This window comes from Paenibacillus flagellatus (genome assembly GCF_003217775.1).
Lineage (GTDB): Bacteria > Bacillota > Bacilli > Paenibacillales > NBRC-103111 > Paenibacillus_AB > Paenibacillus_AB flagellatus.
The window spans coordinates 111,106-134,697 of sequence record NZ_QJVJ01000007.1; the positions used below are offsets into that span (position 1 = coordinate 111,106).

Here is a 23,592-nt window from a genome sequence, read left to right on the forward strand (position 1 = left end):
CCGGATAGCGGGCGTTCGGGCTTCGAGCCGTCGCCCGGACGCCGGCTTGTACGGCACGACGGAAGAGGAGGATCGATATGGCAAGCGTGCAGCTCCATCATGTGTGGAAGCGGTATCCCCACAGCTCCCAAGCCGTAGTGAAGGACGTCCATCTGGAAATCGCGGACAAGGAGTTCGTCGTTTTCGTCGGTCCGTCCGGCTGCGGCAAATCGACGACGCTGCGGATGATCGCGGGACTCGAGGATATTAGCGAGGGAGACATTTCGATCGGCGGCGAGGTGGTCAACGATTTGCCGCCGAAGTCGCGGGATATCGCCATGGTGTTTCAAAATTACGCGCTGTACCCGAACCTGAGCGTGTTCGAAAATATGGCGTTCGGCCTGCGCCTCCGCAAAGTCGGCAAAGCCGACATCGATACGGCGGTGAAGCGGGCGTCGCGAACGCTCGACATCGAGCCGTTCCTGAACCGCAAGCCGCGGCAGCTGTCCGGCGGGCAGCGGCAGCGCGTGGCGCTCGGGCGGGCGATCGTGCGCAGCCCGAAAGTGTTTCTGATGGACGAACCGCTGTCCAACCTGGACGCGAAGCTGCGCGTGCATATGCGCGCGGAAATTATTCGGCTGCACCGCGATCTGGAGACGACGTTCGTCTACGTCACGCACGACCAGACGGAAGCGATGACGATGGGGACGCGCATCGTCGTCATGAAGGACGGCGTCGTGCAGCAGGTCGACACGCCGGAGCGGGTGTACAACCGGCCCGCCAACCTGTTCGTCGCCGGCTTCATCGGGGCGCCGCCGATGAACTTCGTGGACGGCCGCATCGCGGACGAAGACGGGACGCTCTACTTCCATACGAAGCGGCTCAAGCTGCCGATCCCGGACCGCGTCGCCCGCGAGCTGCGGGAGTCGGCCGCCGGTGCGGGCACCGGCGCGGGGCTGCGGCACGTGACGCTCGGGCTTCGCCCGGAGCACCTCGGCTTGGCCGGCGTCTCTCCGTCCGCCGCCCGGTTCGGCGGGACGGTCGACGTCGCGGAGCTGATGGGCGCCGACCGGTACTTGTACGTCAATACCGGCGAGCAGCTGCTGACGGTGCGGACCGACGCGCGAATCCGGGCGTACCCCGGCGAGAAGGTCGAGGTGGCGGCCGATATGGAATGCGCGCTCTTTTTCCGGCCGGACACGGGAGAAAGGATCGGGGACCGGTGAACGGACGACGGTTGCGAACGGCGGCGCTCGCCCTGCTGTCCGTCGTCTTCGTCGCCCTGGCCGCGGGCTCGTCCGCTCCCGCATCCGGCGCACGGAGCGCGGCGACGGGCGCGGCCGGTATGGAGGAGCGGTACGGAGAAGCGTTTCTGTACGACGGCGGCGGACCCGACACCTATGCGGCCAAGCTGAACGGCTGGCGCAAGCAGGGCTACAAGGACGTCCCGCCCGGCGTGTCGGTCGGCATCGAGGCGGCGGACTACACGGCCGCATCGCCCGATGCGGCGCTGTCGGTGTCGGCGCTGGAGGGCGAATCCCGGGCGCTCAAGTGGGAGAGCGGCGGGGGCTACGCGGAATACCGGTTCCGCGTGCCGGAGAGCGGGCTATACCGGCTGAGCGTGACGTACTTCCCGCTCGCGGGCAAAGACCGCGACAGCCGCGCGGACATCATCCGCACGCTGACGATCGACGGAGCGCTGCCGTTCGAGGAGGCGCGGCTCGTCACGATGAAGCGGCTGTGGAAGGACGACCCGTACCCGCCGCTGCGCGACGAGTACGGCAACGAAATCCGGCCGAAGCAGGAGCAGCTCCGCGAGTGGATCGAATGGGACGTGTCCGATTATATGAACGAATACCCGGAGCCGCACCGGTTTTATTTGGAGAAGGGCGAGCACGTCATGCGTCTGGAAGGGGTTCAGGAGGAGGTCGCATTCGCCCGCTTCGTCTTCCGGTCGCCGGAGCCGATTCCGTCCTACGCGGACGTGAAGGAGGCGTACGAGCGCGAGGCGAAGGGGCAGAATCCGTTTTTGGCCGAGATCCAGGCGGAGCGGATGGAGCGGAAGTCGGACCCGGTCGTCCAGATCGCGATGTCCGCGGAGTCGTCCGTCCGCCCGGAGGCGCTGGACACGATCGTCTATAACATGATGGGCGGCTGGAAATGGGGACGGCGCGGCGCGTGGGCCGAATGGACGTTCGAGGTGCCGGCCGACGGCTACTACACGATCGCGCCGGTCTACGAGCAGCAGTTCGTCCGCGGGCGGAACGTATTCCGGACCGTATCGGTCGACGGCAAGGTGCCGTACCGCGAGCTGCTCGAGGTGCCGTTCCGCTACGGCGACTGGCAGGGTGGGCCGCTTGCGGACGGCGAAGGGGACGCGATGCTGTTCAAGCTGTCGCAGGGCAAGCATACGCTGCGCATGCGCGTCAACGTGTCTCCCCACCGGCCGGCGCTCGACGCCGTCGAATCGGCCATCGTGCGGCTTCGCGGCATCGGCGACGACGTAAGGGCGGCGACCGGCGTCGCGAACGACAGTTTGATCGACAAAGGAATGAACTGGCGGCTCGACGAGTCGATCCCCGATCTGGGCGACCGGCTGAACGGCGTCGCGGACGACTTGAGACGGACGCGCGACTATTTGACCGAGCTGCACGGCGACAAGCTGGAGAGCGGCTACAGCTTCACGAGTCTCATCCGCGACCTCGAGACGTTCAAGGCGGACCCGAACAAGCTCGTCAACAGCCTGCAGCGGTTCGGCTCGGTGCAGGAGCAGCTGTCGGCGATGGTGAGCGGCTTGACCGAGCAGCCGCTTCACCTCGACCGCATCTACGTGGCCACCCCGCAGCAGAAGCTGCCGCCGTTCAAGGCGACGTGGTGGGGCAGCGTCAAAAGCTCGCTCTCCCGCTTCGTGCTGACGTTCACCGGCAACTTCGCCGCGCAGGGGCGAAACGACAAGGACGCGATCGACGTCTGGGTGCAGCGGGGGCGGGACTACGTCAATCTGATTCAGGAGATGGTCGACCAGGAGTTCACGCCGCAGACCGGCATTAAGGTGAACGTCAATTTGATGCCCAACCCGCAAATGCTCATCCTCGGCAACGCGGCCGGCATACAGCCCGACGTGGCGCTCGGGCTCGCGGAAGGGACGCCGATCGACTTCGCGATGCGCAACGCGCTCGTCAACCTGAACCGGTTTCCCGACTACGCGCAGGTGTCGAAACGGTTTTTGCCCGGGGCGCTCATGCCGTTCCATTACGACGGCGGCGACTGGGCGCTGCCGGAGGTGCAGTCGTTCAACATGATGTTTTACCGCAAGGACGTGCTGAAGAAGCTGAACGTCTCCGTTCCGCAGACGTGGGACGACGTGTACGCCCTGCTGCCGACGCTGCAGCAAAACCGGATGAACTTCTACCTGCCGCCGGAGGATCTGCTGCCGTTTCTGTACCAGCGCGGGGGCGGCTACTATTCGCCGGACGGTCTCCGGTCCGGCCTCGATAAGCCGGAGGCGTTCGAGGCGTTCCGCCAGCTGACCGACTTTTTCGTCGTGTACGGTCTCGACCGGCAGGCCAACTTCTACCAGCATTTCCGCTACGGCACGATGCCGATCGGCATCGCCGACCTGAACACGTACCTGCTGCTGACGGTGGCCGCACCCGAGCTGACGGGGCAGTGGGCGATCGCGCCCATACCCGGAACGCCGGACGGCAAAGGCCGCATCGCGCGGTGGGCCGGAGGGGCGCTGCAGTCCGGCGTCATCTTCCGGTCGAGCGACCGGCAGGACGACGCGTGGCAGTTTCTGAAATGGTGGACGTCGGATACGGTGCAGACGCAGTTCGGCGTCGATCTGGAGACGATCAACGGGCTCGAATACCGGTGGAATACGGCCAACATGAACGCGTTCCGCCGCCAGATGTGGCCGAAGGAGGACTTGGACCGCATCCTGGAGCAGCTTCGATGGTACAAGGACGTCCCGCGCGTGCCCGGGGAATATTTTACCGACCGGCAGTACAAATTCGCCTGGAACCGAACGGTCGTGGACGGGGACAGCTCGCGCGACGCGCTGGAGACGGCGGCGTTCGAAATCAACAAGGAGCTGCTCCGCAAGCAGCGCGAGTTCGGGTTCGTCGACGGCACGGGGCGGACGGTCCGCACGCTGGACGTACCCGACGTAAGCGAGCCGTGGGACGGCAGGACGGGAGGCGACGATAACCGATGAGCGAAATGAAAATCGTGCCGTCGGCGCGGACGCGGGCGGCTCCGGCCCCGGCGTTCCGCCCCGCAAGCAAGCTGCGGACGTTCGGGAGGGAGCTGTGGGCCGACCGGTACTCGTACTTGTTCCTCGCCCCGTTCGTCATCTGCTTCACGCTGTTCATCGTCGTGCCGGTCGCGATGGCGATGCTGCTGTCGCTCACCCATTTCAACGTAATCGAATTTCCGAAATGGGCCGGTCTCGCCAACTTCCGCGACCTGCTTACGCAGGACGACGTCTTTTACCGGTACGCCATCCCGAACACGTTTCTGTACGCGGTGATCTGCGGTCCGGGCGGGTACGCGCTCAGCTTCCTGCTCGCCTGGCTCGTGTCGCAGCTGCCGAACCGGGCGAAAGGAATTTACACGCTCGTGCTCTATTCGCCGTCGATGACGATGGGGGTGGCGATGGCGGTCGTCTGGATGATCGTCTTCAGCGGCGACCGGCTCGGCTACCTGAACAGCGTCCTGCTGGAGTGGGGGCTGATCGACCAGCCGAAGCTGTGGACGAAGGATAAGGACCTGCTCATGCCGATCATGATCGGCATTACGCTCTGGTCGAGCATGGGCGTCGGCTTCCTGGCGATGCTGGCCGGCATATCCAACGTCAACAAGGAGCTGTACGAGGCCGGGAAAATCGACGGCATCCGCAGCCGTCTGCAGGAAATTTGGTACATCACGATTCCGTCGGTCAAGCCGCAAATGCTGTTCGCCGCCGTCATGACCGTCGTCGGGACGCTCAAGTCCGGCGGGCTCGGCGCGCAGCTGTCGGAGACGAACCCGACGCCGCAATACGCGGGGCACTTGATCTTGAACCATATCGACGATTACGGCTTCATCCGGTACGAGATGGGCTACGCGGCCGCCATATCGGTCGTGCTGCTCGTGCTCATGTACGCGGTGAACCGGCTGTTCACGAAACTGTTCGACAGCAAGGGGGAATTGTAATGCGGCGGCCCGACGGTTTCCAAATCGCGCTGCTCGCGCTCATGACGCTGCTCGCCGTCGTGATGGCGCTGCCGATCGTGTACATTTTCAATCACGCGTTCAAGCCGTACCACGAGCTGTTCGCCTATCCGCCGACGTTCTGGGTGCGCTCGCCGACGCTGGATAACTGGCACGACCTGCTCGCCGCGGCGCAGCAGTCGTTCGTTCCGTTCACCCGGTATTTGTTCAACAGCGTCCTCGTCGCGGCCGTCATGGTCGCGGCCACGGTGCTGATCAGCAGCATGGGCGCGTACCCGCTGTCGAAGCACAAGTTCAAGGGGAAGAAGCTGCTGTTCTCGGCGATCGTCCTGTCGCTCATGTTCGCCCCGGAGGCGGTCGGCATTCCGCGGTATTTGGTCGTCAGCGAGCTCGGCCTGATGAACCGGTTTCTCGGCCATATCGTGCCGAATTTGGCGATGCCGGTCGGCGTCTTCCTGATGAAGCAGTTCATGGACCAGGTGCCCGACGAGCTGATCGAGGCGGCGAAGCTGGACGGGGCGCGGGAATTCGCCATCTTCGCGCGGATCGTCATGCCGGTGTGCATGCCGGCCGTCGCGACGATCTCCATCCTGACGTTCCAGGCGACGTGGGGCGACGCGGGACCGTCCTCGCTGTACATGCAGGACGAGACGCTGAAGACGCTGCCGTTCTACATCGACACGCTGACGAACGGGCTCGCCAACTCGGTGGCGGGGCAGGGCCGAGCCGCCATGGCGACGATGCTCATGTTTCTCGTCAACTTCATCATCTTCCTGACGCTTCAGAAAAAAGTCATCGACACGATGGCGCATTCCGGCATCAAGTAGAAAGGGGAACGGACCATGCACGCCAAACGATTCGCGCTTGCGCTCGCCGTCGCCCTTCTGCTTGCGGCATGGCCGGCGGGACGGGCGGACGCGGCCTCGTCGCCGTTCGCCTCGTACGGGATCGACGAGCTGGGCGTCGTCATCGGCTTGAGCCCGGCGTACTCGCCGGTCGGGCTCATCGGCGGCGATTTGCCCCCCGCGGCGGACGGCAAGCCGGATACGCTGCGCAACCCGGAGGACGTCTTCGTCGACGAGCGGGACCGGATCTATATCGCCGACCGGGGCAAGGACCGGGTCGTTCAGTTCGACGGCGACGGCCGCTTCGTCCGGTATATCGGACACGAGCCGGGCAAGGGGAAGCTGAAGGCGCCGGAGGGCGTATTCGTCGACCGGTCCGGCTCGGTCTACGTGGCGGACACCGGCAACTCGCGCGTGGCGAAATATTCGCCGGACGGCGCGTTCGTCCGGGAGTATACGGCGCCCAAGGAAGGGCACATGCCCCCGGATTACCGGTTCGTACCGTCGAAGCTGGCCGTCGACGGGCGGGACCTGTTGTACATCGTCTCGAAGGGCTCGTATCAAGGGATGATGCAGCTCGGGCAAAACAACGAGTTTTTGAGCTTTTACGGCAAAAACAAAGTGAAGCTGACGCCGGTGGAGCGGCTGCAGCGGCTGTTCTACACGAAGGAGCAGCGGGAGAAGCTGTCGGACGCGCTGCCGGGCTCCATCACGAACGTGACGCTGAACGGGCAAGGCTTCCTGTACACGACGACGATGTCGATCGATACGGAGCAGATCAAGAAGCTCAATTATGCGGGGCAAAACATTTTGCCGGCCAAAAGCTTCGTCGTGCCGGGGGCGGGCGGCGGCGGCGGCCCGAAGGACGGCGACTACTTGTTCCGCGACGTCGCCGTCGACGGGCGGGGGATGATCGCCGCGGTCGACGCGAAGACGAACGCGATCGTGCAGCTCGACGCCCAGGGCAAGCTGCTGTATACGTTCCAGAGCGAGGACGACCGGAGGCAACGCGTCGGCAAGCTGAAGTCGCCGTCGGGCCTCGCGCTGACGTCCGGGGGAGATTTGATCGTCACGGACAATACGACCCATCTCGTCCACCGGCTGCGGCCGACGCCGTTCGCCAAACTCGTGCTGGAAGCGGCGTCGCTGTACGCGGAAGGCAAGTACGAGCAGAGCGAGGAGCCGTGGAGGCAGGTGCTGCGGAGCAACGAATCGTACGGCCGGGCGCATCTCGGGCTCGCCAAGGCGTACGCGAAGCGGGGCGAATGGAAGGCGGCGATGGCCGAATACAAGCTGGCGCTCGACGGCAAGGGCTACTCCGACGCGTTCTGGCAGGTGCGGATGCTGTGGCTGCAGGAGCGGTTCGGGTGGATCGTCGGCGGGCTCGTCGCACTGGCGGCGGCGTACCGGCTCGTCCGGCGGCTGCGGCCGGGCGTGGTCCGTTCGGCCGCGGCGTTCGGCGTCGTACCCGGTACGGCGGCTTCCGGCCCGACGGCGGTCGACGAGCTCGGCGCGCCGCACGGCCCGGCGCCGGCCGCCCGCCTGCCCGCGTTCGCGGCCGCGGCCGCACGGGAAGCGATCCGCTTCGGCGCCGTGCTGAAGCGCCCCTATGCCGTGTTCGAGGAGCTGAGGGACGGAAGGAAAGGCTCGTGGACGTTCGGCCTGTGCGTGCTGCTGGCCGCCCTCGTCTCGAAGCTGGCGGCCGAGCGGTGGACCGGATTCGTCTTCCATCCGGTGCCCGCCAACCTGATCGACCCGGTCCGCAGCGGGGCCGTCCTGCTCGTGCCGCTGCTCAGCTGGGTCGTCTGCAACTATTTGGTCAGCACGCTGTATCGCGGGGAAGGGACGTTCAAGGACGTGTTCGTCGGCTCGATGCACGCGCTCGCTCCTTACGTCGCGGTTACGCTGCCGCTGACGCTGCTGTCGAACGGATTGACCGCCAGCGAAGGCGTCGTCTACCATTTCGCCCAGCAGGCGGCGCTCGCCTGGACGGTCGCGCTGCTGTTCGTCAAGGTGCAGACGATCCACAATTACGACGTGAAGGAGACGGTCGTCAACGTCCTGCTGACGCTCTTGACGATGGCCGTGCTCTGGTTCGCGATATTCGTCCATATTACGCTCAGCTTCGATCTGAACGATTTCGGCTCCAAGCTGATAGAGGAGTTGATCTACCGTGGCTGACCGGCGCCTAACGATTCGCTCCGGATGGAGCCGGGCGGTCCGCGCCGCGCTGCTCGTCTGCGCGCTGCTGGCTGCGGCCGGGTGCGGCGCCGCCGGCGACGATCCGGCGGACGCCGTCGGGTACGTCGCTCCGCAAGGGGAGCCGCTTCAGACGGATGCGACGATCGAGAACGACACGCTGAAGCTGACGGTGGAGCGCACGACGGGCGTCGTCTCCGTGACCGACAAGCGGAACGGGCACGTCTGGCGCGGAGCGGCCGACAAGGAGGAAGCGGCTTCGCGCGACATCGCGGGCGATTACAAGGGGCACGTGCTGTCGCCGTTCATCGTCGAATACCACGACCCGACGGCGAACGTGAACGCGTTCAAGCGCGGCAATCTGCAGTCCGAGCAGCCGGACGTCAAGCTGTACCGGACCGGAGACGACCGCGTGGAAGTCGCGTACGGCCTGAAAAACGGAGCCTTGCGGTTTTCGTTCCGGCTCGGGCTGTCCGGCGCGAGCCTGATCGTGGACGTTCCCGGGGAACGCATCCTCGACGATCCGAAGAAGGCGGCGCTCAAAAGCATTACGCCGTACCCGTTTCTCGGCGCCGTCCTCGGCACGAGCCGGCCGGGCTACCTGCTCGTGCCGAGCGGCCCCGGCTACCTGATCGACTTTTACGACAACGATTACCCGTACGACGCCGCGTTCAACGAAACCGTCTACGGGGACGACATCGGCTTCGAGCTCGGGCCCGTCAGCCCGACGCCGGTCCGGTACCCGGTGTTCGGCATCAAGCGGGGCGACGGCGCGTTCGTCGCCGTCGTCGGCGAAGGCGGCGCGTACGGCAAGCTGACGGCGACGCCGAGCGGGCTGCTTACGCCGTACAACTGGGCGGCGGCCGAGCTCGCCTACTTGCCGGACGACTACTTGAAAAACGCTTATCCGGCCCGATCGAAACAAATGATCGAGGACGAGGTGAAGCGGCTCGACCGGCGGATCACGTATACGTTCCTCGCCGGGGCCGACGCCGACTACGTCGGCATGGCGAAGGCGTACCGGTCGTATTTGATGGCGGAGGGAGCGCGCAAGCTGGCTCCCGCCGGGAAAACGGACCCGTTCGCCATTACGGTGTACCAGGCGAACCTGGAAATCGGCATGTTCGGACGGAAGACGGTGCCCGTCACGACGTTCGCCCAGGCCGAACAGATGCTGCGGACGCTGTCCGAGCGGGGCGTCGGCTCGATGACCGCGGCGCTGCGGGGATGGAACGACGGCGGCGATTTCCCGGGCAGCTGGCCGAAGCGGTTTCCGCCCGACCCGAGCCTCGGCAAGGCGGACGATCTGAAGCGGCTCGCCGGCTACGCCCGTTCGATCGGCGTACCGCTGCTGCTGTACGACAACTACTTCGACGCCGTGGCGAAGGAGGCGGGCTTCCGCCCGCGGGAGGACGCGCTGCGCAACGTCCGTACGGGCGTCGTGGAGCGGAAGGGCGATTCGCTGAATCTGAACAGCTACACCCGGTACCGGCTCCGTCCCGACCGGTCGGTCGCGTATTTGCGCGACGCGCTTCCCGTCTACCGGGAATGGGGCGTGTCCGGGCTGCTGCTGTACGGACGCGACGCGAACTCGACGCTTCACTCGGACTTCGGCCGGGATGCCGTCACGACCCGCAGCGAAGCGGCCGGCGTCCAGCGGCAAATGCTCGATGAGGCCGCCCGCGAGCTCGGCGTGTCGGGGTTCGCCTCGGCCAACGCGTACGCGGTCGGTCATGCATCGATGCTGAAAGGGTTCCCGATCGGACCGGGATACGACGCGTTCAAAGGGAGGACGGTGCCGTTTTACCCGATCGCCGTGCACGGGCTGGCCGCCTATTCGGGCGACGAGGCGAACCTGTACGCCGACCCGCCGACCGACCGGCTGCGCCATATCGAGTACGGAGCGATCCCGGCGTATACCGTAACGCACGATGCGGCGTCCGAGCTGCAATATACGAGTGCGCGGTCGACGCTCGTCAGTACGAAGTTCGACATTTGGCGGGACGAGATCGTGCGGGAATACGGGACGTACCGCGACCGGATCGGCGCCTCGGCGCATCTGTTCATCGAAGGACACCGGCAGCTGGCCGACGGCGTGTACGCGACGACGTACGAGGACGGACGCCGGGTCGTCGTCAATTACACCGACCGGCCGTACCGCCATGAGGGCGTCGACGTCCCGGCCCGCGATTACGCGGTCGTGCCGGCCGGCAAGGAAGGGGGGAGCGGAGGATGAACGCCGTCAAGCGCAAGCGCGGCCGGATGCGGTTGAACGCCCGGCTCGCCCTGGAAGGGTATCTGTTCATGTCCGTCTGGATCGTCGGCTTCCTCGCCTTCATGGCGTTCCCGCTCGTCTACTCGCTCGTCATCAGCTTTTACAAGGTGAACTTCCTCGGCTCGGAAATCCGGATGAATTTCGTCGGTCTGGACAATTTCCGCTACGCGTTTTTGAAGGACGAGAAGTTTCCGACGATGTTCGCGTTGTACGTCAAGCAGACCGTCGTCATCCTGTTCGTCATCGTGCTGTTCGCGCTGATCGTCTCCATTCTGGTCAGCCAAAAGTTTCCGGGGCGGGCGATATACCGCGTCATCTTCTTCCTCCCCGTCGTCCTCTCGAGCAACAGCATCTTGAACCGGCTCGAGGAGAGCGGCGAAGGGAAGCTGGCCGTCCTGGAGCAGTTCGACGTCGCCGGCTGGCTGACGTCGTACTTGCCCGGCGGCATGGCCGCCCCGCTGATCGGCGTCCTGAACAACTTCGTGCTCATTCTGTGGTATTCGGGCGTGCAGGTGCTCATCTTCATGGGCGGCATGCAGACGATATCCGCGTCCGTGTACGAGGCGGCCCGGATCGACGGCGCGTCGCCGTGGGAAAGCTTTTGGAAAATTACGCTGCCCGGTCTCGCGCCGTTCATCGTGCTGAATTTCGTCTACACGACGGTCGACCAGTTCACGTCGCCGTTCAGCGAGCTGCTGACCTACATCGCGGGTGTCCGCACGAACCCGATCATGGGCTTCGGCTACTCGAGCGCGCTCGGTTGGATTTTTTTCCTGTTCGTGCTGGCGCTGATCGGCTGCATCCTGCTCGTCGGCCGGAAGTTCGCGACCGACCGGTAGCGGCGCTATACGGTTTGGACTTTAGGAGGGAGGGCGTCGCATGAACGTCGATAGGGCGGCCGTCGTCCGGATGGCGAGGCGGCTGGGCGGCGACCGGCGGAAGCTGGCCCGCACGGTCGGCAAGCGGACGAAGCTGCTGCTGCTCGGGCGCGAAATCCGCGAAGGGCTTATTTACAAAATCATGCTGTACTGGATTTTGACGAACGTCGCGGTCATGTATATGCGACCGTTTCTGTACATGGTCAGCACGATGTTCAAAAGCAAGACCGACCTGCTCGACCCGACGGTCGAATGGATTCCGATCGAGTGGGACGCGGCCAACGTCTGGTTCGGGCTCAAATTTATGAAGTATGCGGTCACCGGCCTCCACTCGCTGACGATCGCGGGAACGGCGTCGGTGCTGCAGGTGCTGTCGTGCTCCATTACCGGATACGCTCTGGCCCGGCTCCAGTTCCCGCTGCGGGGGCTTTGGTTCGCGCTCGTGCTCGTGTCGTTTCTGATCCCGCCGCAGACGATTCTGATCCCGCTGTACATCTTGTTCCAGAAGCTCGACATGCTGCGCACGCCGCTGCCGTTCCTCGTGCCGGCGCTGTTCGGCCAAGGGCTGAAGGGGGCGCTGTTCGTCATCATCTTCCGGCAGTTTTTCCGCACGCTGCCGAAGGAGCTGGAGGAGGCGGCCCGCATCGACGGGGCGAGCGCGCTGCGCTTGTTCGTGCGCGTCATGCTGCCTTTGGCGCGGCCGGCGATTTTGGTCGTCTTCCTGTTCTCGTTCGTCTGGCATTGGAACGACTCGTACTTACCCTCGCTCTTTCTCGGCAAAGAGTATGCGACGCTGCCGATCCAGCTGGACAATTTGCAATCGGCGATGGGGGACGTTCCGGGCTACGTGGACACGAACATTACGGAGCAGGTGTACATGGCCGCGTCGTTCTGGTTCGTGGCGCCGCCGCTGCTGCTATACTTGATCGCGCAAAAATGGTTCGTCCAGGGCGTCGAACGTACCGGTCTGGTGGAATAGCCGTTAAGGAGGAGCGTGTCCATGACAGTGGAACGGAAAGAAGCGGCGGCGGCCGGAATGTCGGCGCAAGAAATGGACATCCGGCTGGAGCCGGAAGGGGAGCACCGGCTGTACGCTGCGGAGGACGTCCTGCATCGTCCGCTGACGCTGACCGTCGTCGCCGAGGCGATACCGGAAAGGAGTGGCGCCGACGGTGCGCTGCGGTGCCGGGTCGTCGTGAAGGACGTTCGCGGGCGGACGGTGTTCGAGACGGAGCGCCCGGCGGAGTGCCGTGGGGATGGAGCGGCCGTCGCTGCGATCGAGCTCGTCCTCGCGCAGACGGGCTATTATGAAGCGGCGGCCGAGCTGCTGGCGCCGGACGGGGCGGCGCTTCGCCGCGCGGAGACGGAATGGGCCGTCGTCCCGGGGCCGCATCCGGGCCCGAGGCCGGAGTCGTTTTTCGCGACGAACGTGCATCTCGACCAGGGCCACTATCGGTTCGACCGGATGATCGGCGTGAAAATGTACCGCGGCCACTTCGCCGCATCCGGCCCGGCCGGACCGGCGTCGGCGGCGACGCCCGAGACGTGGCGGCCGGAGCGGAAGCCGGACGACCCGATCGATTACGACTTCCGCGGGATCGAGCGTGTCGTCCGCACTTGCCGGGAGCACGACATCGGCATCGTCGGCTTGGTCGGCTATGCGAACCCCGAATGGGCGCGCGCCGAGACGGCGCGGGGCAAGCGGCATTGGGGACCGCCCCGCGACGACGACGAATTCATCCGCGCGACGGTCCCGATCGTCGCCCGGTTTCCCGAGGTGAAGTACGTCGAGTTCTGGAACGAACCGTGGGTGTACGGCTGGACGTGGGCCGATACGGCGGAGCGGTTCCGGCGGCTGCACAACAAGTGGATCGACGAGGCGAGGAAGGTTCGCCCCGACCTCGTCGTCGTATCCGGCGAATCGGCCAGCTACCTGGAGGACCATCTGTATATCGACGCGGAGACGACGCGGCGGATCGACGTCGCATGCCACCATCCGTACGCGGAGATCGGACATCCGAACGGCCGGCAGGGCAAAGTGCTGCGTACGGTCGACTACCACGTCCGGCTGGCGGAGAAGCACGGCGTCGGGCGGAGCTTCCTGACCGAGGGCGGCGTCGTGGACGTCTGGGAGAGCGACAGGGAGAAGATCAAGACGGCGGCGAAGCAAATCGTCGTCCAGCACGTGCTCGGAGCGCTCGCCGGGCTGTACCAGATGAACATCCAGCACAATATGGGCTTCGAGACGACGCAGCTGGCCGGTGCGGCCGCTTACGGCGTCATGACGCACCTGTTGGAGGACCGCGTGCCGGTGGCCGATCTGTGGCCCGCCCATCCGCTTATATGGGGAGCGGTGTTCGCGAACAAGCGGTTCGCCGATGCGAACGAGACGCGGGCGAACGAATTTTCCGCCCGTTGGAGCGTGCCGGTGCCGCCCGAATACGAGGACGACCGGTTGAAGGTCGCGGTGCTTTGGAGCTGGATGGGCGAAAGCCCCGAACGTCTCGCCGGGGGGACGATCGCATTCGAAGCGGCGGCCCGGGACATTCGCGTGCTCGACTTCATGGGGGCGCCGTGCGGCGAAGTGCGGGACGGGCAATGGGTCGTCCCCTTTACGGCCGAGCCGGTGTACGTGACGAGCGAGGAGCTCGAGGCGGGCGGGCTGGCGGCGCTGCTGCGGTCCGCGCGCATCGAGTGCGGGCATCCGGTCAATTTGTTCGTCCATCTGATCACGGAGCCGCTGGACCGGTCGCCGGCATTGACCGTCTGCATCCAAAACCAGCTGAACCGTCCGATCCGGGGGCGGCTGACCGCCGTCGGGCTGCCGGACGGGTGGCGAGCTAAGGAAGGAGGCGTCGCGTACGAGCTGGCGGCGGGAGAGATCGCCGAGCTGCGCGTCGGGCTGGCCGAGGCGAAGCCGAACGAAGCGAACCGGTACGCGGTCCGGCTGCGCGCCGACCACGACGACGCCCCGCCGGTCGAATACGGGCAAATCGTACAGGCGGCGGTCGCCTCGAGGAAGACGGTCCGGCTGACCGGGCGGCTGTCCGATTGGGACGGCGTCGTACCGACGACGACGGACAGCCGCATGCTGCGGCTCGGCGTCGACCCGACGCACTACGCGCTGAACCCGGACGCGGCGAGACCCGAGGGGACGCCGGAGGCGGCCGTCGTGACGCGGACATACGCCGCCTACGACGAGACGAAGCTGTATATCGGCTTCGCCGTCGAGGAGCCGTCGTTCTCGCAGACGGCGGACGGCGATCCCGACGGGCTGGATAAGCCGTGGCTGTGCGGAGACCTGTTCGACATCGCCTTCGCGTTCCGCGACCGCGCCCCGAACAGCTTCCGCCAGGCAGGAGACCCGTGGTATTGGAAGGGCGGGTATCGCGATACCGAGTACGAGTACGCGCTGTTCCGCGACAAGCACGGCCGCGACCGGTTCACCCGGCTGCGGCGTCCGGACTCGCCGCGAACGACGCCCTATCAGCTGGAGCGGTCGGCCGTCCATTACCCGTATGTGGGCGAAGTGGAAGGGGCGGAGGTGATGATCGCGCGCGACGAACCGGCGAAGCTGACGCTGTACGAGGTCGCGATTCCGCTGTCCGAGTTCGGCGTCGCCGAAGGCGGGCTGCGCGAGCCGCTCCGGTTCGGCTTCGTCCAATGGACGGACGAGAAGCTGCCCGCGATCGAGTATGCGAAGGCGGCGGGCGTGTTCGACTATTGGTGCGGCGGCGACACGTTCCTGCCGTCGTGGCTGTCGTTCCACGCCTGCACGACGCGGCTCGGCCTCGAATAAAGATGTCGTATTTTCCGTATTGCCAGATAGGCGGGCGCGTGTTATGATCTCCTATATCCGATAGACTTACTATGATTAAAGACGATCGAAACCGAATACCGTTCGAATGCCAACACATGCTATCTACCGGACGACCGGAGACGCCGCCTTGCCGAACAGGGCGTGTTTCGGTCGTCTTTTTCTTTTTTCGGGACGAAGGGGGAATGGGCGAGGATGGAATACAGACAATGGGGCCGAACCGGCCTGAAGGTGTCCGAGGTCAGCTTGGGCACGATGGCGTTCGGCCGCTGGATCGACGAGGAACGCTCGATCCGCGTCGTCGACGCGGCGCTCGACGCCGGCATCAACTTGATCGATACGGCGGACGTGTACGGCACAGGGATGGACCTCGGCGACCCGAATCGGACGGGCGAGTCGGAGACGATCGTCGGCCGGGCGCTGCGCGGCCGGCGGGACCGGGTCGTGCTCGCGACGAAAGGGTTCGCGCGGGTCGGCACCGGGGTGAACGACGCGGGCTTGAGCCGCTACCACCTGTACCGCGCGGTGGAGAACAGCTTGCGGCGGCTGCAGACGGACTATGTCGACATTTACCAGGTGCACCAGTTCGACGCCGCGACGCCGCTGGAGGAGACGCTCGGCGCGCTGGACGAGCTCGTCCGCCAAGGCAAAATCCGCTATATCGGCTGCTCCAACTTCGCCGCCTGGCAGATCGCCAAGGCGCACGGGATCAGCGCGCTGCGCGGCTGGCACCGGTTCGAGGGCGTCCAGCCCGAATACAGCTTGCTATCGCGAGGAATCGAGCGGGAGCTGGTGCCGTTCGCCGTATCCGAGAAGGTCGGCATTCTCTCCTACAGCCCGCTGGGCCGAGGCATTTTGACCGGCAAATATCGGGAAGGCGAAGCGCCGCCGGCCGATTCGCGGCTGGCCGCGGGCGAGAAGCGGCTGCAGCTGCTGCTCGATTCCAATCCCGCCTACGCGCTGGTGGAAGCGATCCGCCCGCTTGCCGATCGTCGGGGATGGACGCTGGCGCAGCTGGCGCTCGCCTGGGTGCTGAGCCATTCCTACATCTCCTCGGCGATTCTCGGCATTTCGAAGCCGGAGCAGATCGCGGATTTGCTTCGGGCGACGGTAGGGCGGCTGTCGGCGGAGGAGCTGGCGGACATCGACGAGGCGTCGCGGCGGGTCGGTCTTTTTTTACCTTAAAACCTGTGTAATTGCATTGGGAAAGTATGATTAATCGAGGAGGCAGCACGATGAGCACACCGAAACCGAAACCGAAACGTCAGATGCACTTGGGATTGTTCCTGTTCTCGACCGGCTATCATCCCGCGGGGTGGAGGCTGCCGGAGGCGCGGGCGGACGGGGCGTTCGACCCGGCCTTTCTTCATCGAGTGGCGAAAAAGCTGGAGGACGCGAAGTTCGACTTCTTCTTCCTCGGCGACGCCTTAGCCTCGAGCGCGGATATGCAGTACCAGTTTCCGTCGCAGATGGTTCGTCTCGAGCCGTTCACGATGATCGCGAACGTCGCCGCGGTGACCGAGAAGATCGGCTTGATCGTTACGGCGAATACGACGTATGCGGAGCCGTACCACGTCGCGCGGATGACGGCGTCTCTCGACCATTTGAGCGGCGGCCGGGTCGCCTGGAACGTCGTGACGGGGGCGGACGCGCGGGCGGCGCTCAACTTCAGCCGCGAGAAGCATTGGGACAACGAGAAGCGGTACGACTACGCCGACGAATTCGTGGACGTCGTCAAGCGGCTGTGGGATACGTGGGAGGACGAAGCCTTCGTACGGGACAAGGAAACCGGCGTGTTCGTGGACGGGAGCAAGGTTCACGCCATCCATCACAAGGGCGACCATTTCGCCGTGGCGGGACCGCTCAACGTGGCGAGGCCGCCGCAAGGGCAAATTCCGCTCTTGTCGGCCGGTACGTCGGAGCGGAGCCAGGAGCTTGGGGCGCGGTTTTCCAATGCGATCTTTACGGGACAAATTTTGCTCGAGCCTGCGAAACGGTTTTACGCCGGCATCAAGAGCAAGCTGGCGAAATACGGCCGCAAGCCGGAGGAGCTGTTCATTTTGCCGGGGCTCGTGCCGCTGGTCGGCGCCACCGAGGAGGAGGCGCGGGCGAAATACCGCCGGCTGAGCGAGCTGCTCGTCACGGACTTCAACCTGGGGCCGCTGTCGGAGCGGATCGGCATCGACCTGACCGGCTTGCCGCTCGACGGACCGCTGCCGGACTTGTCGCTGTCGTCCAAGCCGGGCGACGAGGCGCGGCAGCTCGTCGCGCTGGCGCAGCGGGCGTCGGGACGCGAGGACATCACGGTCCGGGAGCTGTTCCACTATTTCGCCGCGACCGCCCGCGGCCATCTGCTCATCGTCGGCGATCCCGAGCAGATCGCGGACCAGATGGAGCAATGGTTCGTCGAGGAGGCGGCGGACGGCTTCAACATTTGCCCGCCGTACATGCCGGGAGGCTTGGATCTGTTCGCGGACTTGGTCGTGCCGGTGCTGCAGCGGCGCGGGCTGTTCCGGACCGAATACGAGGGCGCGACGTTCCGCGACCATTTCGGGCTGACGCGTCCGGACAATGCGTTCACGAAGAAGGAAGCTTTGCAAGGCCGCTGAGAATGGCGCCGGAAGCCCGGAGGGGCGTCCTCCGGACGGACGGAAATGAGGGGATGAGCATATGGATAGGGACAAGTCCGGACGGGCGAGCGGAGGCATCGTGATCGGTCAAATCGCGCTTCTGCTCGCCGGTCTCGGGTTTATCGAATACGCCGTTCGGCAGGGCATCATCGGGAGCTTGTATTTGTCCGAGCCGACCCGGGTCGTCCGGGAAATCGTCGCGTTGTTCGCGAACGGGGACATCTTCCCGAATTTGGCGGTGACGCTGCAGGAATTTTTGGCGGGCTATCTGCTCGCCGCGCTGGCCGGCATCGGAACGGGGCTGTTCCTCGTGCTGGTGCCGCGGGCCGAGACGTTTTTCGGCCCGTTTCTGTCCGCGCTGCTGGCGGTACCGAAGGTGACGATCATTCCGCTGCTCATGCTGTGGCTCGGCATCGGACTGTCGCATAAAATCGCCATCGTCTTTCTGTTCTGCTTCTTCACGATCGCCTACAATACGATCACCGGCGTCAAGCAGACGGCGGACAACCATTTGAAGGTGGCGCGCGTGTTCGAAGCGACGAAAGTCCAGACGGTGCTGAAGGTCGTCCTGCCGTCGGCCGCGCCCACGATATTCGCGGGCTTGCGCGTATCGGCGGCGACCGGACTCGTCGGGGCGCTGTTCGGCGAGATGATCGCCTCCAAAAACGGCCTCGGCAACTTGCTCGTGAAGGCGACGTCGCTGTACGACACCGCCAAGGCGTTCGCGATCATTACGGTCGTCACCGTCGTGTCGGTGCTCTTGATCGCGGCGATCGATTGGCTGGAGAAAAAAGTAGTGCTGCGCTGGAAATCATCTTGACGAACGACATCATGGGGGGAGAGCGAACGATGAAACGAATGACGAAGTGGACAAGCGCATGGATCGCATTAAGCCTCGCGGCCGTATTGGCGGTTGCGGGCTGCTCGAACGCGAGCGGCGGCAACGGAGGGCAAGCGGGCGCGGAATCGAGCAACGGAAGCGGCTCCGGCGCCGGCGGGGACGGAAAGCCGGAAAAAATCCGCTATGCCGCGTTTAACGGGGTAAGCGGGCTGGCCGTCCAGTTCGGCGCGGAGAAAGGCTTTTTCAAGGAAGAGGGGCTCGACGTCGAGTTCATCACGACGCAGAACGCCATCGAAGGGCTGACGAGCAAAGACGTCGACGTGGCGGACGTGGCGACGACGTCGGCGATTATCGCGGCCGGCAAAGGCGCGCCGATCAAAATCGTCTCCTCGCTGTTCCGGACGAAGGGCCCGTTCTATCTAATCGCGGGACCGGAGATCAAAAGCGTGGAGGATCTGAAGGGCAAGACGGTCGGTGCCGCCGCGTTCGGCAGCGGACTGGACGTCTATACGCAGGTCATCCTGAACAAGCACGGCCTCGGCAAAACCGACGTCACGTACGTCGCCAACGGCGTGAACGAGGCGGCGTTCGCCAGCCTCACCTCCGGCCAGGTCGCCGCGACGATCATTCACGAGCCGTTCGCCTCGTTGGCGGAGGTGACGGGCAAGGGACACATTTTGGCCAAAGGGTGGGATTACTTGCCGAACTTCCATACGGGAGTGCTCGCCTCGCGAAACGATTTCATCGACAAAAACCCGGAGCTGATCAAGAAGCTGCTCCGCGCCTACTTCAAGTCGCAGGAATATGCGAAAAGCCATCTCGACGAGTACAAGGCGTACTTCCTGACGAAGGTGAAGATCGACCCGGCCGCGGCGGAAAAAGCGTTCGCGCGCGAAGAGGTGCTGTGGGAGAACAAGCCGGACGTCGATTTGAAGGCGCTCGAGGAGACGCAGCAAATCCAGGTGAAGCTGGGCTTCCAGGATCGCGTCTACGACGCGGGCAAATTCGTGGACTTGCGGTTCATCCCGGGCAAGTAACGGCGGAAAGCGAGGTCGCGATATGGCCGGATTTCAAATAAACGGCGTTTCGAAGTCGTACGGCGGAACGAACCCGACCGAGACGCTCAAGCAAATCGACTTGACGATCGAGGACGGCGAATTGTTGAGCATTCTCGGCCCGAGCGGCTGCGGCAAAAGCACGCTGCTGGACATTTTGGCGGGATTGCAGCGGCCGACGTCGGGCGAGGTGCTCTTCGACGGGAAGAAGCTGGAAGGGCCGGACAAGAAGCGCGGCGTCGTCTTCCAGGATCCTTCCCTTTATCCGTGGCGGACCGTGTTCCGGAACGTCGAGCTCGGCCTCGAAATTCGCGGCGCCGCGAAGGCGGAGCGGCGGGAGGCGGTGCAGCGCTATTTGGACATGGTCGGCCTGCGGGGGTTCGAGCACAAGTACCCCCACCATTTGTCGGGCGGGATGAAGCAGCGGGCCGGCTTGGCCCGGGCGCTCGCGAACCGTCCGGACGTGCTCCTCATGGACGAGCCGTTCGGCGCGGTCGATCATTTGACGCGGCTGCAGCTGCAGGACGATCTGCTCAACATTTGGGAGGCGGAGAGGAAGACGATCGTCTTCGTCACGCACGACGTGTCGGAGGCGGTATACCTGGGCGACCGGGTCGTGCTGCTGTCGCCGCGTCCGGGGCGGATCAAGTCGATCTTCCCGGTGCCGCACAAGCGGCCGCGCAAGCGCGACGACATCGAGCTGCTCAAAATCCAGAACGACATTTACGCGGCGATTCACGAAGTGCGGACGGAGGACAGTCTCGAATTTATCATTTGAGGAGAGGGGCGTGCGCCGGATGGCGGCAAGTTCGAATATCGTAAGCGTGCGGGAGCTGGAGGCCCGCTTGGAGCAAGGAGAGCGGATCGTCCTCGCGGACGTCCGGTTTTCGCCGAAGGAGGGCGGCTACGGCCGGGAGGCGTACGAACGGGACCATGTGCCGGGAGCGGTGTTCGTCGACTTCAAGGCGGTGCTGACCGATCCTCCGAGGGAACACGGCGGGCGCAGCCCGCTGCCGTCGCCGGAAACGTTGGCGGAGCGGCTCGGGGCGCTCGGCATCGACCGGTCGACGCCGGTCGTCGTCTACGAGGACGGCAACGGGCCCGCAGCGGCGAGGCTTTGGTGGGTGCTGACCTATCTCGGCCACGACGCGGCGTCCGTGCTGGATGGCGGATACGCCGCCTGGACGGCCGCGGGGCTGCCGGTTACGGCCGAGAAGCCGTCACCGGAGCGCCGCACGTTCGACGTCGCGCTGCGGCCGGAACGGCTGGTCGGCGTGGAGGAGGCGCGGGCCGCCTCGGGCGGAAGCAGCGGCGCGGCGCTGGTCGACTCGCGGGATGCGAGCCAGTACCGCGGTCTGGAGGCGCCGTACGATCCGGTCGCCGGCCATATCCCGGGGGCGGTGAACTATTTCTGGAAGGACGCGCTGTCCGCGGACGGCACGTGGAAGGATGCGGAGTCGCTGCGCGCGCATTTCGCCGGGCTCGATCCGTCAGGCGAGATTATCGTGTACTGCGGGTCGGGCATTTCCGCCACGCCGAACGTGCTCGCGCTGGAGGAGGCCGGCTTCGCGAACGTGAAGCTGTACGCGGGGAGCTGGAGCGATTGGATTTCGTATCCGGACAATCCGATCGCGACGGGAGACGAGTAAGAGGCAGGGGGCCCGTCGGACGCGGGTTTGGGGGGGCTGTGACAGGTTGCCGGGAGGCGATCTGTTGCAGCCTCTTTTGGGCTTTTCCGTCAACAGCTTGCCAACAAGAAGTGAAGAAAGCAGGTTGCAGTACCCCGGAGCCAGCCACGGTGAGGCGGTCGGGACAGGTGGTTGTTGAACGCTCCCGAACGTTGCTTCCATCCTTCCACAAGCAGGCTTGCCTCGCCTTTCCGCGCCATCGTCTTGCAACCTTACAAGAGTGTAAGGCAATTGTAACCTAGATCAATGGCAGCATCCTTGTTGCTCCTTTAAACTAACCCTATCGAGCAATGGGACTCGTTTTTAGGGGGAGTTGGCGTGAGGCTCTTTGAAATGCTGCTATTCTTTTCAAATGCTTGTTTGTTGGCAATCCTGTTCCTTTTCCATCAACGTATCCGAAGATCAGCTTTGCTCCTAGCAAGCGGAGCCGGCTCCGTTTTTTTAGTGATCCATTTGCTTGTCGAAGGATACAGGGTTCAGCTTTTATTTTTATACGGATTTACGATCCTGATGCCCATGCTTTCGCTTATAAACGTGTTCCTAACGCCGAAAGCCGTTCGGACTGCCTCGCGAATCCGTAGGGTGCTGGGCCGTCTTTTTATCGGGATTGGGCTAACGGTAACGGCGTGCTTCCTCTATGTGTTTCCCGTATTCGATCTTCCGGCGCCAACCGGCGAGTTGAAGGTAGGCACGCAAGTTTTTCATTTCGTCGACCCAAGCCGGGAGGAGACATTTGGCAAACCCGCGTCAGGCAAGAGGGAATTGATGGTTCAGGTATGGTATCCGGCTCAAGCCGGCACCGGCAAGTACGCTCCCTTTATTCCCGATACCCGGATTTTACGTTATATGGCCGCGAACTACGGTCTTCCCGGGTTTACTTTACAACACCTGAAGTACGTGTCCAGTCATGCTTATTCGGGGGCCGAAGTTTCTTCGGCACAGACTTCATACCCGCTGATCCTTGCGAATCCCGGCTTCGGCTCATCCAGGTTCCTCCACACGTCGCAAGCCGAAAATCTCGCGAGTCATGGATATATCGTGGCCGTGATCGACCACACTTACAATACCTTTGCAACCGAGTTTCCGGACGGTCGAATCACGACCAGCACAACGAACGACTTATTCTCGCCCGACCACGATTACCGGACGGAAAGCGGAAACCGCGACAAGTTGGGAAACGTGTTAACCGACGATGTGGCGTTTGTGTTGGACCAATTCGAGCTCATCCAATCGGGGCAGATTCCGAGTCATCTAAATGGGAGAATCGATCTCGGCCATGTCGGGGTGTTCGGTCATTCCATCGGCGGAGCGACGGCCTACGACGCCGCTTACGATCCGCGAATCGCGGTTGGAATAGACTTGGATGGAGCGCTTTATCGACTGCGTGACAGGGAGGGTCTGCGAAAGCCGTTTTTGTTCATAAACTCGGAAAGCGAATTCGAAAGATTAAAGAGGGTGATGGATAACCACGCCTACACGGAGGAAGAGCTTAAACGTATGGGCAACACGAGAGAGTGGATGGAGCAAGTAACGGAAGACAAAAAGGTAGAGCTTGAACGGATGCGCGAATCGGCCGACTCGGGGGGACAATTCCTCTATATCGAAAATTCGGAGCATTTGAACTATACCGACGTCCAATTCATTTCTCCGATATTCAAAATGCTGGGCATTACGGGAAAGATTGCGCCCGAAAGAGCGAACTCCGTTATCAATGCCTATATGCTGGATTTCTTCGATATGTATCTGAAAAATCAAGGCGGAAATTTAATGAAAGGACCGGATAGCCGCTTTCCGGAGGTGAAGTTCGCCACCTCGCTATTATAATGACGGAGCAGGCTGTCTTTTGTGGCAGCCTGTTCTCTAGGAACGATCGAACCCGTTTCCTTAATCGCGGCCGCCAAATATGCCAAGCGCAGCCAAGGGAGGTCGTTGCACATGGGAGTTGGACTATCCTCCGAGGCATTCCCACTGCACGGATCGGAGCGATTGGATTTCGTACCCGGACAATCCGAGCGCGACGGGCGAGGAGTAAAGGGCAGGGGCCGCGTTGGACGCGGGTTTGGGGGGGGCTGTGGCAGGTTGCCGAGAGGCGGGCTGCTGCAACCCTTTTGGCGTTTTCGGGCGGTAAAAGAAACGGAAAAACGAGGCCTGCAAAATTGCATGGCCCCGTC

General features: G+C 64.0%; 16 protein-coding genes. All 16 read left to right on the forward strand.

Annotation, left to right across the window (positions count from 1 at the left end):
- Nucleotides 1–77 precede the first annotated feature (77 nt).
- Nucleotides 78–1,205: an ABC transporter ATP-binding protein gene (locus DLM86_RS16410; RefSeq protein WP_110841139.1), complete on the forward strand. Its 1,128-nt coding sequence runs from the start codon at nt 78–80 to the stop codon at nt 1,203–1,205.
- Nucleotides 1,202–4,195, forward strand: coding sequence for an extracellular solute-binding protein (locus DLM86_RS16415; RefSeq protein WP_158289502.1), 2,994 nt, complete (start codon nt 1,202–1,204; stop codon nt 4,193–4,195). Before DLM86_RS16410 ends, DLM86_RS16415 begins: the two co-directional genes overlap by 4 nt.
- Entirely contained in the window at nt 4,192–5,175 is a 984-nt protein-coding gene (locus DLM86_RS16420) for a carbohydrate ABC transporter permease (protein ID WP_110841141.1), read from the forward strand. Before DLM86_RS16415 ends, DLM86_RS16420 begins: the two co-directional genes overlap by 4 nt.
- Entirely contained in the window at nt 5,175–6,020 is an 846-nt protein-coding gene (locus tag DLM86_RS16425; RefSeq protein ID WP_110841142.1) for a carbohydrate ABC transporter permease, read from the forward strand. Before DLM86_RS16420 ends, DLM86_RS16425 begins: the two co-directional genes overlap by 1 nt.
- Before the next feature lie 15 nt (nt 6,021–6,035).
- Nucleotides 6,036–8,219 (forward strand): YIP1 family protein, encoded by a 2,184-nt coding sequence (locus DLM86_RS16430; protein WP_110841143.1) that lies wholly within the window; start codon nt 6,036–6,038, stop codon nt 8,217–8,219.
- Entirely contained in the window at nt 8,212–10,473 is a 2,262-nt protein-coding gene (locus DLM86_RS16435; protein ID WP_110841144.1) for a DUF5696 domain-containing protein, read from the forward strand. The genes DLM86_RS16430 and DLM86_RS16435 overlap by 8 nt, the downstream gene beginning before the upstream one ends.
- Nucleotides 10,470–11,351: a carbohydrate ABC transporter permease gene (locus DLM86_RS16440; RefSeq protein ID WP_110841145.1), complete on the forward strand. Its 882-nt coding sequence runs from the start codon at nt 10,470–10,472 to the stop codon at nt 11,349–11,351. Before DLM86_RS16435 ends, DLM86_RS16440 begins: the two co-directional genes overlap by 4 nt.
- 40 nt (nt 11,352–11,391) lie before the next feature.
- Nucleotides 11,392–12,369 carry a carbohydrate ABC transporter permease gene (locus DLM86_RS16445; protein ID WP_245954655.1) on the forward strand — a complete coding sequence of 326 codons (978 nt, stop codon included), beginning with the start codon at nt 11,392–11,394 and terminating at the stop codon, nt 12,367–12,369.
- 21 nt (nt 12,370–12,390) lie between these two features.
- The gene (locus DLM86_RS16450; RefSeq protein ID WP_110841146.1) at nt 12,391–15,189 is read left to right on the forward strand and encodes a DOMON domain-containing protein; all 2,799 of its coding nucleotides are present in this window, start codon (nt 12,391–12,393) and stop codon (nt 15,187–15,189) included.
- A gap of 213 nt (nt 15,190–15,402) precedes the next feature.
- The gene (locus DLM86_RS16455) at nt 15,403–16,392 is read left to right on the forward strand and encodes an aldo/keto reductase (RefSeq protein WP_110841147.1); all 990 of its coding nucleotides are present in this window, start codon (nt 15,403–15,405) and stop codon (nt 16,390–16,392) included.
- A gap of 50 nt (nt 16,393–16,442) precedes the next feature.
- Complete coding sequence (locus tag DLM86_RS16460) at nt 16,443–17,816, forward strand: LLM class flavin-dependent oxidoreductase (RefSeq protein WP_211326545.1); 1,374 nt, start codon at nt 16,443–16,445, stop codon at nt 17,814–17,816.
- 61 nt (nt 17,817–17,877) lie between these two features.
- On the forward strand, nt 17,878–18,657 hold the full coding sequence (locus tag DLM86_RS16465) for an ABC transporter permease (RefSeq protein ID WP_110841149.1): 780 nt from the start codon (nt 17,878–17,880) through the stop codon (nt 18,655–18,657).
- Between the two features lie 29 nt (nt 18,658–18,686).
- Nucleotides 18,687–19,715 carry an ABC transporter substrate-binding protein gene (locus tag DLM86_RS16470; RefSeq protein ID WP_110841150.1) on the forward strand — a complete coding sequence of 343 codons (1,029 nt, stop codon included), beginning with the start codon at nt 18,687–18,689 and terminating at the stop codon, nt 19,713–19,715.
- 22 nt (nt 19,716–19,737) lie between these two features.
- Nucleotides 19,738–20,511 (forward strand): ABC transporter ATP-binding protein, encoded by a 774-nt coding sequence (locus tag DLM86_RS16475; protein WP_110841151.1) that lies wholly within the window; start codon nt 19,738–19,740, stop codon nt 20,509–20,511.
- A gap of 19 nt (nt 20,512–20,530) precedes the next feature.
- Nucleotides 20,531–21,382 carry a sulfurtransferase gene (locus DLM86_RS16480; protein WP_110841152.1) on the forward strand — a complete coding sequence of 284 codons (852 nt, stop codon included), beginning with the start codon at nt 20,531–20,533 and terminating at the stop codon, nt 21,380–21,382.
- A 357-nt stretch (nt 21,383–21,739) separates the two neighbouring features.
- On the forward strand, nt 21,740–23,245 hold the full coding sequence (locus tag DLM86_RS16485) for an alpha/beta hydrolase family protein (RefSeq protein WP_110841153.1): 1,506 nt from the start codon (nt 21,740–21,742) through the stop codon (nt 23,243–23,245).
- Nucleotides 23,246–23,592 lie beyond the last annotated feature (347 nt).